The sequence below is a fragment of the Thiocapsa sp. UBA6158 genome (assembly GCF_002423035.1).
Taxonomy (GTDB): Bacteria; Pseudomonadota; Gammaproteobacteria; order Chromatiales; family Chromatiaceae; genus Thiocapsa.
This window is the reverse complement of sequence record NZ_DIUM01000094.1, coordinates 1-14686: the sequence shown is the minus strand read 5'-3', so window position 1 is coordinate 14686 and position 14686 is coordinate 1. Positions and strand designations below refer to the sequence as shown.

Below are 14686 nucleotides of genomic sequence, written 5' to 3'. Positions count from 1 at the left end.
ACCCCGAGACCTCTCATATCCCAGCGAGACGCGGTTTAACGCGGTTTAATCGGGGAAACAGCGACGCAAATGCGCCTTATCCGGCGGTCGCGTGAACGCGCTGACCAGGATCAAGGTCAGCAGGGATGCCGGCAGCGCGATGATGATCGGATCCACCGACGGCCAATTGGGATAATTCGCGAGCAGGCTGGTCTTGCCGTCGGTGACCAGCTGCACCAACCCGATGGCGCTGGCCTCGCGCGCCTTGATGAAGGCCAGCCAGAAGAGCGAGATGCTCATGCCCACGGTCATGGAGGCCAGCGCCCCCGCACGGGTCACGCGCTTGGAGACGAGCCCGCCGATGTAGGCGGGCAGGAAGCTTGCCGCGCAGAGTCCGAAGAAGATCGCCGTGAAGCGGGCGATGACGTATTCCTGCCGCACCGTGTAGCTGATGGTCACGGCAATGATGAGTCCGATCATGATGGCGAGGCGCATCACCAGGATGCTCGGCTCGCGTTGATATCCCTTGTCCGAGATGCGCTCGTAGAGGTCGCGCCCCGCCGCCGTGCCGATGGTGTGGAACTGGCTCGACATGGTGCTCATGGCGGCGGCGAGCAGTGCGAGGAAGAAGATGACGCCGAACCAATGGGGCATCGCAGCCATGATGAAGGCCGGGATGATCTTGTCGGCATCGCCCTTGGTGTAGGTTGCGGCGATGGAGCGGCCGGCGACCAGCTCGAAGGTCGCGCCCTCGCCGTCTTGTGCCGAGGTGCGCTCGCCGATGATCATGGGTGCCCGAACCGGCGCCTGTGTCTTGGGGTTGAGGATCGATGTCCAGGCCCCGGATTCGCTCTGCTGCATCAGCTCGACCAAGGCGCGGTCCTTCTCGACATTGATGACCTCGACGACCTTGCCCTGAAGCAGCGGGCCCTTCTGTGCGAACCAGGCGTTCGAGAGGCTGCCCACCACGAAGGGCGTCCCGACCATGAGCAGAATGAAGACGGCGCCGATCGGCACCGCCCGGTCGAGCTCGCGACGGCTGCGCACCGTCATGAAGCGTACGACGAGTTGGGGCTGGGCGAGTACGCCGATCCCCACGCCGAGCACCAACGCGGTGATCACGGTCCACCACAGATCGTAGCTGGGCGCGCCCCAGCCGAAGGCGGGCATCGCGGTCCAGCCCTGATGCCCCATCTGCGCGAGCGGTGCGGGAACCAGATCCGCCATGTCGGTCAGGGTGTTGTGTGCCTCGGTGATGCCGCCGAGGCTCATGTAGGTAAAGACCAGCAGGAAGATCATGGCAAAGACCATGACGAAGCCCTGAAGTGTATCGGTATACATCACCGCCTTGATCCCGCCCGGGATGACGTAGGCGGCGGTGATGAGCGCGAAGATCAGGAGCGCGACCTCGAAATCGATCCCGAACTGGGTGGCCGCGAAGATGCTGCCCCCGGTCATGACCGCGGCCGCGTAGAGCGGCATGAAGAGAAAGATGAGCGCACCGGCGAAGATCTGGATCCCGCGACTCTGGTAACGTCGACCCAGCAGCTCGGGAAAGGTGTGGGCGCGGAGATGATGGCCGAGTCGCCGTGTGGGCTCGCCCAGGAAGATGAAGGCGATCAGGATCCCGAACCCGATATTGAGCACGGTGAGCCACAGCAGACTCATGCCGAAGAGCCCGGCCACGCCGCCGAAGCCGACGATGGCTGCGGTCGAGATGAAGGTGGCCCCGTAGGAGACCGCCATGATGATCGGATGGGCCGAACGCCCGCCGACCAGGAAGTCCGCCGCCGAGCGGGTGCCGCGATAACCGAGCCAGCCGAGATAGCCGGTCGCGAAGAGGTAGGCCAAAATGACGACGATGTCGACCCAGCCTACGGAAGAATGCCCGGTCATGAGTCCCCCTCAGGATCCCGAAGTCATCGTTGTTGTCGTGTCAGGATGCGCGGGGGCGAAAAATAACCTGGACCTTCGGACTGTTATATAGATCCAGCGCAGTTAAACGGCCGTTTCTGACCCACTCATGACCAATCGATGATCTGTCGATGACCAGGAGAGCCCGTTCGTGGAGAGTTTCAAAGTCGTTCGCCCCGAGTTTCTGAACCATTACGGCTACCTGTTTGGGGGCTTTTTGTTGAAGTGGGTCGACGAGATCGCCTGGATCGCGGCCAGTCGCGACCATCCCGGCTGCCGCTTCGTCACCATCGCGATGGACCGCGTGGAGTTCCATCGCAGCGTGAAGCAGGGCGCGGTGCTGCGCTTCGACGCGATCGAAAGCTGTCGCGGCAACACCTCGATCAGCTACTCGGTGCATGTCTTTGCCGACGATCTGAGGACCGGCGACGAGGAGCCGATCTTCACGACTTGCATTACCTTCGTACGGGTCGACGAGCAGGGGGTGAAGATCCCCTTGTCTCGGCCCGGTAGCTGAGAGGCGGCATGGGCGGCCGTCTTGTCACTGCGGGTGGTCCTCGTGCAGATAGGGCAAGATGGCGTTGCGAATCTCGTCGGACAGTCCCGCAGCGGGCGAGCCGTCGCGATTGATCCGGAGATGGACCGTCTTCGCCGTTGCGGCGAGTGTGCCGTCCGGCATCTCGAAGCGATAAGCCACGGCGAAGGAGCGGGCGCGGATCTCGTCGATCGTCAGCACGACCTGAACCCGATCACCCTGGCGGAGCGGTCGGTGATAGTCCGCCTCGGCGTGCACGAGAGGGAGCAGGAGCTCGCCCTCGCGGATGAGGCGCTCGAGCGGGAGGCCGACCTGTGTCATGAAGGTTTCGTAGGCATCGTGCGCATGACGGAAGAGGTGGCCGAAAAACAGGCGCCCGGCGGCGTCCGTGTCGTGCAGGCGGACATTGAAGGCATAGGTGAATCGGCGTGGATCCATGTCTGACTCAGGAGGCTGGCGGCAATGATCCATCTTAACGTGGAGCCGATGAAGGTGCGTCCGTTCGTGCTCACGGCGCTGATGCTGCTCGCGCCGGTCGGCGTGCCGGCGAGCGAGCACCCGAGCCCGCCGATCGTCAACCCGGTCGGCGAATCCAGCCCGCCCGCATCGGCCCGCCTCGACCCCTCCGCCTTCTCGGATGTCGCGATCCCGGCGGGTCGCGTCGACGCCGCGGTGTCGCAGCTCGACGCTATGGCCGAGGCGGCGCTGGCGACGACCGGTGTTCCGGGCATGGCGATTGGGGTCGTCCATCGTGATCGCGTCGTCTACCTGAAGGGCTTCGGCCGACGCAGCTTGGACGGCGAGGCGCCCGTCGATGCCGCGACGGTGTTTCAGCTGGCGTCCTTGTCGAAGCCGGTTGCAGCGACTGTGGTTGCGGCCGCGGTCGATCGAGCCGGTGTCGACGAGGACGGCGCCGGGCGAGCCGCGGTTGCCTGGGACGATCCGATCGTCCGCCATCTGCCCGATTTCGCTTTGCAGGATCCGGCGATCACGCCGCGGGTGACCATCGCGGATCTCTTTGCCCACCGCAGCGGGCTGCCTGACCATGCCGGGGACCTCTTGGAGGACATCGGCTACGGGCGCGCGGAGATCCTCTCGCGGCTGCGTTTTTATCCCCTGGCGCCCTTCCGGGCCAGCGATGCCTACACCAACTTTGGTCTGACCGCCGCGGCCGAGGCGGTCGCGCGCGCCGCGGGCACAGCATGGGAAGACCTGAGCCAAGACCTAGTCTACGGCCCGCTCGGCATGGCTGCGACCAGCTCGCGTTTCGCAGACTTCGTCGCGGCCTCCAATCGTGCCATCGCACACATCCGCCGTGACGGCGTCTGGATGGTGACGCCCGAGGTCCGCCGGCCCGATGCCCAAACGCCCGCGGGCGGCGTGAGCAGCTCCGTGACCGATATGGCGCAGTGGATGCGGCTCGTTCTGGCTGAAGGGGCGCTCGACGGCAAGCCGGTCATCGGCTCGGAGGCGCTTTCGCGGATCTACTCGCCGAATCTGTTGAGTGCTCCTTTGCACGGGCCGAGCAGTCGACCGAGCTTCTACGGGCTGGGTCTCGGGGTCAGTGTCGATAGCGCCGGCCGGGTGCGCTGGTCTCACTCCGGCGCTTTCCTCCTGGGTGGCGCGACGACGCTCGCCATGCTCCCCTCGGAGTCGCTGGGGATCCTGATCCTCACCAACGGGCAGCCGGTCGGTGCGCCCGAGGGTATTGCCGCGAGCTTTCTCGAGCTGGTGGAGACAGGTGAGATCCGACACGACTGGCCGGCGCTCTACGGCAGCGCGATGGCGGGTCTATACGCCTGGCACACACAGTTCGGTGAGGCCCCGCTCGCACCCGCTCCGGCACGCCCGCTCGATAGCTATGTGGGTCGCTACGCCAACAAGCTCTATGGAACGGCCGTCGTGGAGGCGACCGATGCCGGATTGGTCCTGCGGCTCGGACCGAGTCCGACGGTGCTTGCGCTGAGCCATTTCGACGGCGACGCCTTTACCTTTCGACCCGTCGGCGAGAATGCGCTCGGCATCAGCGGTGCGGTCTTTGCGTTCGCGGACGATCACGCCGCATCGCTGCAAATTGAATATCTGGACGAGGAGGGCCTGGGGACGTTCAGCCGCTAAACCGCGTCCCGAGTGCGGACGCAAGACTGTTGACTTGCCCGCGACCGATGGCGTGCGACATGATTAGAGGACGATCAGATTCGAGGAACCGCATTGAGATTGCTCGCAATTCAATTGCTCGTTGTCCTGACCGGCTGCGTCGGGGTTCTTTCGGCGGCGCCCCTGTTTGCTCAAACCAAAGGCGATCCCGAGATGGGTGCGACCATCGCGGCGCGGGTCTGTGTGGCCTGTCATGCGGAGGACGGGACCAGTCCGATGCCGAACACGCCTCGGCTGGCCCGCCAACACGCGACCTATCTCGTCAAGCAGATGAAGGATTACCGCGCGGGCCGGCGCACCAACGAGGTGATGGGCAATTTCATCGGCGGACTGACCGACGAGGAGATCCCGCATGTCGCTGCTTACTATGCCGCTCTCCAGGTGATCCCGGGCGTGGTGACCGATCCTTCATTGCTGGAGCTCGGCAGACGCGTTTACGACGACGGCAATCCGGGCAGCGGCATACCGGCCTGCTCCGGGTGCCACGGCGACGAGGGCGAGGGCACGCGTCGCTTCCCGCGGCTCGCCGGTCAGGACGTCGGCTACACCCTCGAGCAGATGCGCCGGTATGCCGCCGGCGAGCGGACCAACGACCGAGGACTCATGCAGACGGTGGCCGATCGCATGAGCGAGGCCGAAACACTGGCCGTGGCCCAATACATCGCTAGCCTGATCGTCCTCGACACGGAGGAGGAATGAACGACATGATCATCCGTCTCGTCTGCCTGGGAGCGCTCGTGCTGGCAGCCGGCAGTGCGTCCGCGTCTCCGCCGGCGCAACCCCGTGCGCCCGGTATCGAGTCGCCCGGCTATGTCTGGAATGCGCCCAACGAGGACCAGATGATCGCGCTGGCCCATCGCGCCGACCCCTCGAACGGCGAGGAGGTCTACGCCGTTTGTCGCGGTTGTCATCAGGCCGATGGCTCGGGTCGCGGCGATGCCATCTATCCGCAGTTGGCCGGCCAACATGCGAGTGTTCTCATCAAGCAGATGATCGACGTGCGCGCGGGGCGGCGGGACAACCCCAAGATGCACCCCTTCGTCGCCGATTGGGTCGTGTCGTCGGAGGAGGTTGCCGACATCGCCGCCTATCTCTCGCAGCTTCCGATTCCGCCGACCAATCTCAAAGGCGAGGGTACGGACCTGACCCGCGGTCAAGCCCTGTACGAGAAGGACTGTGCGATCTGTCATGGCGCGCAGGGCGAGGGCGACGCCGCGGAGTTTTACCCCCGCGTCGCGCATCAGCACTATAGCTATCTCGACCATGAGTCCAAGCTGATTCGCGACGGCGGACGGCGCAATGCGAATCCCGAGATGGTGAAGGCGATCAAGGGTTACAGCGATGCGGATATCGCGGCGGTGAGCGACTACATGTCCCGCCTATCGACTGAATCGCCTCCCGAGTGATCGGTAGGGGCGACTTAAGTCGCCCCTTGTACCCTGCTCGTTGTCGTTGTCGTTGTCGTAATCGGATTTCGGACGAACACGACAACGACAACGACAACGACAATCCTATCGGTCGACGCCAGGGGGCGCATGCGCATGGGTCAGCTCTTCCGCATCACCGGTTTCGTCGCCTATATCGGCATGATTTTTCTGAATGCCTTCGTGGACTTGGGTCACAAGATCATCATCCAGAACACGCTCTTCAAGACCTATGACGGCGATGCCCAGATCCTGCTGACGGCAATCGTCAATGCGCTGATTCTGCTCCCCTTCGTTCTGCTGTTTACGCCGTCCGGCTTCCTGGCGGACCGCTTCCCCAAGCATCTGGTGATGCGCGCGAGCGCCTGGGTGGCGGTTGCCGTCACGCTCGCCATTACGGGCTTCTATTATCTGGCCTGGTTCTGGGCGGCCTTCGCCATGACCTTCCTGCTGGCGGTGCAGAGCGCCTTCTATTCTCCAGCCAAGTATGGCTATATCAAGGAGCTGGTCGGCAAGGAGGCGCTGGCCTCGGCCAACGGCTGGGTCCAGGCAACGACCACGACGGCGATCCTGGCGGGGATCTTCGTCTTCTCGATCCTCTTCGAGGGCCATCTGACCGGTATGCGCTACAGCACGCCGGACGAGGTGATGGGGATGATGGCGCCGCTCGGCTGGGTGCTGGTCGCGGGCGCCTTGATCGAGGTCGTGCTGGCCTACCGCCTGCCTGCGCGTGCCTCCGGTACCGAGATGCGCTTTGCCTGGCCGGAATACGCCAGCGGGCGCTATCTGCGAAACAACCTGCACGCCGCTTGGGACAACCAGGTGATCTGGCTCTCGATCGTCGGGCTGGCGATCTTTTGGTCGATCGCGCAGGTGATCCTCGCCGCCTTCCCGGCGTTCGCCAAAGAGACGCTCGGCGAGACCAATACGGTCGTGATCCAAGGCGTGCTGGCCTGCTCGGGGATCGGCATCATCCTGGGCTCGGTCGTCGCCGGGCGGGTGTCGCGTCACCATATCGAGACCGGTCTGATTCCGGTCGGCGCGCTCGGCGTCTCCGCGGCGCTCTTTGTCCTGCCGGGGCTGGGATCGGCCTGGGCGCATGGACTGAACTTCCTGCTGCTCGGTTTTCTCGGCGGTATCTTCCTGGTGCCGCTCAATGCCCTGATCCAGTTCAACGCCGGCGAGAAAGGGCTCGGGCGCGTGCTCGCGGCCAACAACTTCATCCAGAACATCGTGATGCTGAGCTTCCTCGGACTCACGGTGCTCGCGGCCTATCTGCACATCGGCGGTTTGACGGTGATGCTCGCGCTTGCCGTCGTCGCGCTCTGCGGGGCCATCTACACCCTCTATCAGCTGCCCCAGTCGATGGTGCGCTTCCTGATGGCGCGGGCCATGTCGACCCATTATCGGCTCGACGTCATCGGCTTGAAGAACATGCCGGCCCAGGGCGGCGTGCTGATGCTCGGCAACCATATCAGCTGGGTCGACTGGGCGATGGTGCAGATGGCCAGCCCGCGACCGGTGCGCTTCGTGATGGAGCGGGTGATCTACGAGCGCTGGTACCTGCGCTGGTTCCTGGATTTCTTCGGCGTGGTGCCCATCTCGGGCGGGCGCAGCCGCGCGGCGATCGAGACCGTCTCGCGATTGATCGACGCGGGCGAGGTGGTCTGCGTCTTCCCGGAAGGCACCATCAGCAAGAACGGGCAGCTCTCCGAGTTCAAGCGCGGTTTCGAGAAATCCGCGCGCGCCGCCACGTCCGGCGTCATCCTGCCCTTTTATCTGCGCGGTCTTTGGGGGAGTCGCTTCTCCTACGCCAAAGAGAAGCTCAAGGCCAGTCGTCGCGAGGGCCGAACCCGCGACGTGCTGGTCGCCTTCGGCCGGCCGCTGTCGCGCGAGGCGAGCGCGGAGCAGGTGAAGCAGGCGGTCTTCGAGCTGTCGGTGACCTCTTGGCAGACCCATATCGCGACCCTGCCGACCCTACCCGCGGCCTGGCTCGCGGCGGCGAAACGGCGCCTCGGCGAGGTGTCCGTGATCGATTCGGTTGGCACCCGGTTGACCAATCGGCGCCTGATCGCGGCGGTCCTGCTGTTCGCGCTCCGGATCAAGCGCCTCGCCCCGGAGCCGGCGGTCGGCATCCTGCTGCCCGCGAGCAGTGCGGCTGCGATCGCCAATCTGGCGGCGCTGCTGGTCGGCAAGCAGGTGGTCAATCTCAACTACACCGCAAGCGGCGAGTCGCTCTTGGCCGGGATGCGCAACGCCGGCGTGCGTCATGTCGTCACCTCGGATCGCTTTCTCGTCAAGCTGCAACAGCGTGGGATTGACCTTGACGCGGCCTTCGCGGAGGCGACGCTGCATCCGATGGAGGCACTGCGCGCCGAGATCGGCAAGGCGGAGGCGTTGGCGCTTCTGGGCATCGGCATCCTTCTGCCCGCGAGGCTCCTACTCTGGCTCTTCGGGCGGCCCGGTCGTCCCGACGATACCGCCGCCATCCTCTTCTCCAGCGGCAGCGAGGTCACGCCCAAGGGGATCGAGCTCAGCCATCGCAACATCATGGCCAACGTGCGCCAGATCTCGGACGTGCTCAACACCGAGCCGGACGATCTCATCCTCGCCAACCTGCCGCCCTTTCATGCCTTCGGGCTCACGGTGACCACCTTCCTGCCGCTGCTCGAGGGCATCCCGATGGTCTGCCATCCCGACCCGACCGATGCGGTCGGCACCGCCAAGGCGATCGCCCGCTATCGTGCGACCGTGTTGTGCAGCACCTCGACCTTCCTGCGGCTCTATATCCGCAATCAGCGCGTCCATCCGCTGATGCTCCAGTCCGTACGCGTGGTGGTCGCCGGTGCGGAACGGCTTGCCCCGGAGGTGCGCGACGCCTTCGCGCTCAAGTTCAACAAGACGATCTACGAGGGCTACGGAGCGACGGAGACCACGCCGGTCGCCAGCGTCAACGTCCCGGACGCGCTCGAGACCGCGACCTGGAAGATCCAGGCGGGCTCGCGTCCCGGCACCGTGGGCCTGCCGCTGCCCGGCACCAGCTTCCGCATCGTCGACCCCGCGACCCTGGAGACCCTGCCGCCGGGCGAGGACGGGCTCATCCTGATCGGCGGCGTCCAGGTGATGAAGGGCTATCTCAACGATCCGGCGAAGACCGCGGATGTGGTGGTCGAGCTGGACGGTCAGCGCTGGTACAAGACCGGAGATAAGGGCCATCTGGACCCTGACGGCTTCCTCACCATCGTGGACCGCTACTCGCGTTTCGCCAAGCTGGGCGGGGAGATGATCAGCCTGGGTGCGGTCGAGGATCAGATCCGCCGCATCCTCGGCCAACCCGAGCTGGAGCTGGCTGCCGTCAACCTACCCGACGAGCGCAAGGGCGAGCGCATCCTGCTCCTGGTCGCCGCCGAGATCGATGCCGATGGTCTGCGCAAGCAACTGCTCGAGGCCGGGATGAACCCCCTGAGCATCCCCGCCGAGGTGCTGCAGGTCGGGGCGATCCCCAAGCTCGGCAGCGGCAAGACGGATTTCGGCGCGGCCAAGCGGCTGGCGCTGGCCGCTTGAGGCGGGCATGGTCTGCGTGGCGGCGTTGCCCTGATGACGATGAAATCATCGGGCGATCAATCCGTGACAGCCATGATGTGGTGCAGGGTGTGCGAGGTGAGCAAGCCTCGGTCTCTGAGCTATACTTTAGGTGGGAATAGAAGACAGGAGGACTGCCATGAAAACCAAAAGCAAAGCGCTTGGCGAAGCGGTCCCGCGTCGTGAGATGACACTCTTCGACGAGATGGATCGCGCCTTCGATGACCTCATGCTGGGTGGCCCGCAGCGTGGTTGGCGGCATGGTTGGATGCATCCGTTCCGTGAGATGTGGCCGGAGTGGGCGCGCCTCGAGCATGCGGTCGAGATGACTCCGAGGGTCGACTTGATCGACCGCGAGGAAGAGCTTCTGGTACGCGCCGAGGTGCCGGGCGTCGAGAAGAATGATCTCGAAATCGAGCTTATCGGCCAGGTGTTGACGCTCAAAGGCGAGCGTAAGCATGAGAAGACCGAAGAGAAGGGCACCTACTATCGGTCCGAGATCGCGCGCGGAAGTTTCGTGCGGTCGTTGAGACTGCCGGAGAACGTGGATCTGGAGAACGCCAAGGCCGAGTTCAAGGACGGTGTGCTCGAGATCCATCTGCCGAAGACCGAGAAGACGGAGCGTCGGCGGATCGAGGTTGCGTAATCGACAAGGCGCCTGGAGCGCCCATCGCACACCATCGCGTGTGCGCCGACCGCCCCCGGTCATCCGCGAGAACGGATGCCGGGGGCGGTCTTTTTGCGGATGCGTTCGAGGCGGCTTTCATGACCCTGATTGACTCTTTCCCCGGTCGGTCGACCCTCGACGCGCCGGTCGCCGTCTGGATCGGCCTCGGCAGCAATCTGCAGGAGCCGGAGCGGCAGGTAAGGGCGGCCATCGAGGAGCTGGCCGCGCTGCCCGAAAGCCGTCTGCGGGCCGTCTCTCGTCTGTATCGGACCGCGCCCGTCGGTCCGCCCGGTCAACCCGACTATATCAATGCGGCGGCCCGTCTCGAGACCCGCCTGGCACCGCAGGCACTCTTGGCGGAGCTCCATCGGATCGAGCTGGCCCACGGTCGTCGGCGCGACGGCACCCGCTGGGGACCGCGTATCCTGGATCTCGATATCCTCATCTACGGCGAGCAGCGCATCGAGGAGCCCGGCCTGACGATCCCGCATCCGGAGATGGCCCGACGTGCCTTCGTGCTGGTCCCGCTGGCCGACGTGGCGCCGCCCGATCTGGCGGTGCCCGGCGTCGGGATCCTGGCCGAGCTGCTCGAGCGCTGCGAGCGCGACGGGGTGGAGCCCTTGGGCGACTCGGATCCGGCGGTGGAAGCGTCGCGGAACGGGGCGAGCCCCATCGGAACCTCCGGCGGGTATTCCTAGATTCGACGGGGTTGGATCGGCGCCGGCTGGATGTCCTCCGCGTGAAGACTGGTGCCGGGCAGCACGCAGTCAGCGAGTTCGGGTTTATCGCCCGTGAACATCCACTCCACGACATGGGCAAGTTGATGGGAGATCAGCGGCGGGACCGCATCTCCGATGTGACGGTACTGATTGGACAAGGATCCGCCGCCGAACCGGTAATGCTCGGGGAAACCCTGCAGCAGCGCGAGCTCTCGGAGGGTGCAGAGTCGATGCTGCTCCGGATGGCTGTAGCGACCGTTGCCGACGTGTGCGCATTCGCGCTTGATCGTGACTGCCGGTCGGTCCCAGGCCATGCGCCCGTAGACATCCGGATGGGATCCGAAGTCCTCGGCCGCGACGTAGCGTTTCATTGCAGGCGTCATGAGGCGATCGGCATCGCGATGCCCCTGAAGGTCGATCCATGATCCTCCGTCGGCGGGGATCGCATGGATGCGGGCGAGCGTTTCGCCGTTCATCCCGGGCGAGACGTGGAAGGGATCCTCCGGATGGCGCTCTCCCGCAGACACCGGCGGCAGGTGACCGATGCATCGGCGCACGTGAGCGGCCTTTGGATCGATTTCGTAGCCTTGCCAGAGGTCTTCGAGGCTCTTGGCGCCGACCGCAAGTCTGGTCGCGACCACCAACGCGCGCTCTCTACGCTGGGGGAGACCGAATCTGTCCAGCATGTGGATTGTCGCTTGCACGTCGTAGCCCATCCGTTCGAGCTGCCGACGAAGCTCGCCGAAGTGATGCACGAAGTTGCCCTTCAAAAGCTCTCTCGCATTCTCCATGACCAGAACCCGCGGTGCGAGAATACGTACCCATCGCGCCGTTCTCGTCACCAGGCTGTTACGCTCGTCGTCATCCATGTGGTTGTTCGGGTTCGCCCTCGAGAATCCGGTGCAGGGCGGGCACGCGGACAAGACGTCCAGATCCAGTCCGCCGAGGATGTCGTGTCTTGCGCCTGCGATGTCGGCGTCCTCGACATGAGCCAGGTCCACGGGCATCGGTGCAAGATTCAGGTTGAGCCGAAAGGTGTCGTTGCAGCCCGAGCGGCCCTGACCGCTGCTCGGCTTTCCGAGCTCGCAGTCGACTGCCGCGACGATCCGGAACGAAGGGTGCGCGTGGAAGCCGTAGCTCATGCCTCCGGCACCCGAGAAGAGGTCGATGACGGTGCGGCGGCGGTTGTCGCTCGGGTGGACGAGGCTCATCGGCAAGACTCCCTGGTGGCGGAGAAGGGTGGTCCCGGGCGAGGCTTCCGGATCCTCGGGGACATCGGTGTGGCGGCTCACCGTACGAGCGATCAGGATGTCACGGGAGATCGCCGTTCCACGCATGCTTTAGGTTCTTTGCACCTCCAATTTCCGGATTCAGGTTGATGCCCCCCTGCATACGCGAGTTTCCCTATCGGCCCGACAGCAGTCCAGTCTTCGAGACCCTGGTCGGGCGCGCTTGGCCGGTCTTTCTCGATAGCGGCCGGGCGGCGGGCACGCTGGGGCGCTACGATATCCTGACCGCGGACCCGCGCGTCACCTTGGTGACGCGCGGGGATCGGACCGAGATTCGAGACGCACACGGCGTGCGCGACTCCATCGAGGATCCCTTCGTGTTGATGGACACGGCGCTTGGGCCGCGGCGACCCCGCATCCCCGGTCTGCCCTTCTGCGGGGGCGCGATCGGCTACTTCGCTTATGATCTTGCCCGCCGTCTGGAACGTCTCCCGAACATGGCGGAAGACGCGGACTGTATCCCGGATATGGCTGTCGGGATCTATGACTGGGCGCTTGTGGTGGATCACGCACGCGGCTGTTCCCGGATCGTTGCGCAGGATTCGGCCTGTCTCGACGAGGTGTTCGGACGTCTGATTCGCGCCCTGTCCGGGGCAGATCCCGCGACTGGTGCCTTCCGTGTCCTGGCGCCGGTTCGGTCCAACCTGAGCCGTATTCAGTATATGTGCGCACTCGAGCGCATCCGGCGTTACCTGCACGAGGGCGACTGCTACCAGGTCAATTTCGCGCAACGCTTCGCCGCCCCCGCGCAGGGTGACGCCTGGCAGGCGTACAAAGGCCTGCGGCGCCTGAATCCCGCGCCGTTCGGGGCCTATTTTGCGACTCCCGATTGCAGCATCCTCTGCTCCTCGCCCGAACGCTTCCTGCGCGTGCGCGGCGACCGGGTCGAGACCAAGCCGATCAAAGGGACCAGGCCGAGGGGGAGTCATCCTGCCGAGGACTCGAGGCTGGCGGAGTCACTGCGCCAAAGCGCGAAGGATCGCGCCGAGAACCTCATGATCGTCGNNGATCGTCGACCTGCTGCGCAACGACCTGGGTAAGGTCTGCGCCATCGGCAGTGTGCATGTCCCGACGCTCTTCGAGGTGGAGAGCTATACGCGGGTTCATCATCTGGTCAGCACGGTGCGCGGTCGTCTCGCCGAGGGGCGCAACGCGGTGGATCTCCTGCGGGCCTGCTTTCCGGGCGGCTCCATCACCGGTGCGCCCAAGCTCCGTGCCATGGAGATCATCGAAGAGCTGGAGCCGCACCGTCGCGGGGTTTATTGCGGTGCCATCGGCTATCTCGGCTACGATGGGGCCATGGACACCAACATTGTCATCCGCACCCTGGTCTATTCGGCCGGTGTCGTTCGCCTCTGGGCCGGCGGCGGCATCGTGGCCGACTCCGACCCCGAGGCCGAGTATCGCGAGACTTTCGATAAGGCTGCACCTTTGCTGGATCTCCTGCAACGGCTGAGATCTGAGTAAGTCGTCATGTGATCTGCCCGAGATCCGCGATCACAAGAGCCTTCACGCGCAGGCGCGTCGCGGCGATCTCAAGAACTTCACCGGCATCGACAGCGTCTAAGATCCGCCCGACGCCCCGGAGATCCGCATCGACTCGATCCGCCTCTCGGCCGAGGAGGCGGCCGAGGCGATCATGAAACTCTTGTCGATGTCGTCGTCATCGGGGAGAGCTTCCATCGGATAGGGCGGCGTAGGTTGGACCGAGCGTGAGCGAGGCCCGACCTCCTGCGTTTCGGGTGGCTGCGAACGCCTGGCCTCGCGCGCTCGACTCAACGCGGAATCGATCAGCGAACGCTGTAAATCTGATCGAAGATGCCCCCGTCGGCGAAATGTTTCTCCTGCGCGGCCTTCCAGCCGCCGAGGTCCTCGATCGTCACCATATCGACCTGGACAAACCGATCCTTGAACCGTGCCGCGACCTCGCGATCGGTAGGACGATAGAAGTGTTTGGCGGCAAGCTCCTGGCCTTCGGGCGAGTAGAGGAATTCCAAATAGGCCGTCGCCACGGCGCGGGTCCCCTTCTTGTCCACGGTACGGTCGACGACCGTGACCGGCGGCTCGGCGAGGATCGACAGGGATGGGACGAGGATCTCGAACTTGTCCGCGCCGAACTCCTCGAGTGCCAGGAATGCCTCGTTCTTCCAGGAGAGCAAGACATCGCCGAGCTCGCGCTGCACGAAGGTGGTGGTCGAGCCGCGGGCACCCGAATCGAGCACCGGGACATTCTTGTAGAGTCGCGCAATGAAGTCCTTCACCTTTGCCTCGCCGCCGCCGTATTCCTTCTCCGCCCAGGCCCAAGCCGCCAGATAGTTCCAGCGCGCCCCGCCCGAGGTCTTGGGATTGGGTGTGATCACGGCGACCCCTTCGTTGACCAGGTCTCCCCAGTCCTTGATCCTAAAAAGAGCAGTTACACC

Annotated in this window: 12 protein-coding genes and 1 pseudogene; 9 read left to right on the top strand and 4 right to left on the bottom strand. The window is 64.8% G+C overall.

What is annotated here, in order from left to right; genetic code table 11:
- Positions 1-45: 45 nt before the first annotated feature.
- On the bottom strand, positions 46-1875 hold the full coding sequence (locus B4N44_RS12930; RefSeq protein ID WP_296701459.1) for a sodium:solute symporter family protein: 1830 nt from the start codon (positions 1873-1875) through the stop codon (positions 46-48).
- Positions 1876-2044: 169 nt separating this feature from the next.
- Here B4N44_RS12930 and B4N44_RS12925 point away from each other — a divergent pair, with 169 nt between their 5' ends.
- Complete coding sequence (locus tag B4N44_RS12925) at positions 2045-2410, top strand: acyl-CoA thioesterase (RefSeq protein WP_296701457.1); 366 nt, start codon at positions 2045-2047, stop codon at positions 2408-2410.
- A gap of 24 nt (positions 2411-2434) precedes the next feature.
- Here B4N44_RS12925 and B4N44_RS12920 read toward each other — a convergent pair whose 3' ends face one another.
- Positions 2435-2866 carry an acyl-CoA thioesterase gene (locus B4N44_RS12920; RefSeq protein ID WP_296701455.1) on the bottom strand — a complete coding sequence of 144 codons (432 nt, stop codon included), beginning with the start codon at positions 2864-2866 and terminating at the stop codon, positions 2435-2437.
- A gap of 24 nt (positions 2867-2890) precedes the next feature.
- On the opposite strand from B4N44_RS12920, the gene B4N44_RS12915 reads away from it, so the two are divergent.
- From B4N44_RS12915 to folK, 6 genes are all read left to right on the top strand, one after another.
- Positions 2891-4546, top strand: coding sequence for a serine hydrolase (locus B4N44_RS12915; RefSeq protein ID WP_296701452.1), 1656 nt, complete (start codon positions 2891-2893; stop codon positions 4544-4546).
- A gap of 93 nt (positions 4547-4639) precedes the next feature.
- Positions 4640-5284 (top strand): c-type cytochrome, encoded by a 645-nt coding sequence (locus B4N44_RS12910; protein ID WP_296701450.1) that lies wholly within the window; start codon positions 4640-4642, stop codon positions 5282-5284.
- Positions 5281-5991, top strand: a complete 711-nt coding sequence (locus B4N44_RS12905) for a c-type cytochrome (RefSeq protein WP_296701448.1) — start codon at positions 5281-5283, stop codon at positions 5989-5991. The genes B4N44_RS12910 and B4N44_RS12905 overlap by 4 nt, the downstream gene beginning before the upstream one ends.
- 135 nt (positions 5992-6126) lie before the next feature.
- Complete coding sequence (locus B4N44_RS12900; RefSeq protein WP_296701446.1) at positions 6127-9573, top strand: acyl-[ACP]--phospholipid O-acyltransferase; 3447 nt, start codon at positions 6127-6129, stop codon at positions 9571-9573.
- 157 nt (positions 9574-9730) lie between these two features.
- Positions 9731-10237, top strand: a complete 507-nt coding sequence (locus B4N44_RS12895) for an Hsp20/alpha crystallin family protein (protein WP_296701444.1) — start codon at positions 9731-9733, stop codon at positions 10235-10237.
- Positions 10238-10356: 119 nt separating this feature from the next.
- On the top strand, positions 10357-10956 hold the full coding sequence (folK, locus tag B4N44_RS12890; RefSeq protein WP_296701442.1) for a 2-amino-4-hydroxy-6-hydroxymethyldihydropteridine diphosphokinase: 600 nt from the start codon (positions 10357-10359) through the stop codon (positions 10954-10956).
- Here the strand turns inward: folK and B4N44_RS12885 are convergent.
- Positions 10953-12188 (bottom strand): DNA cytosine methyltransferase, encoded by a 1236-nt coding sequence (locus B4N44_RS12885; RefSeq protein WP_296701440.1) that lies wholly within the window; start codon positions 12186-12188, stop codon positions 10953-10955. The two genes, folK and B4N44_RS12885, sit on opposite strands and share 4 nt — an antisense overlap.
- A 167-nt stretch (positions 12189-12355) precedes the next feature.
- Between B4N44_RS12885 and pabB the strand changes: the two are divergent.
- Both pabB and B4N44_RS12875 read left to right on the top strand, forming a co-directional pair.
- Positions 12356-13733: pseudogene (gene pabB, locus B4N44_RS12880) on the top strand (aminodeoxychorismate synthase component I).
- Positions 13726-13833, top strand: a complete 108-nt coding sequence (locus B4N44_RS12875; RefSeq protein ID WP_349681090.1) for an adenylyl-sulfate kinase — start codon at positions 13726-13728, stop codon at positions 13831-13833. The pseudogene pabB and the gene B4N44_RS12875 overlap by 8 nt, the downstream one beginning before the upstream one ends.
- Before the next feature lie 223 nt (positions 13834-14056).
- On the opposite strand, the gene B4N44_RS12870 is transcribed toward B4N44_RS12875, so the two are convergent.
- The coding region (locus B4N44_RS12870) for a sulfate ABC transporter substrate-binding protein (RefSeq protein WP_296701438.1) at positions 14057-14686 on the bottom strand (630 nt) is incomplete at its 5' end.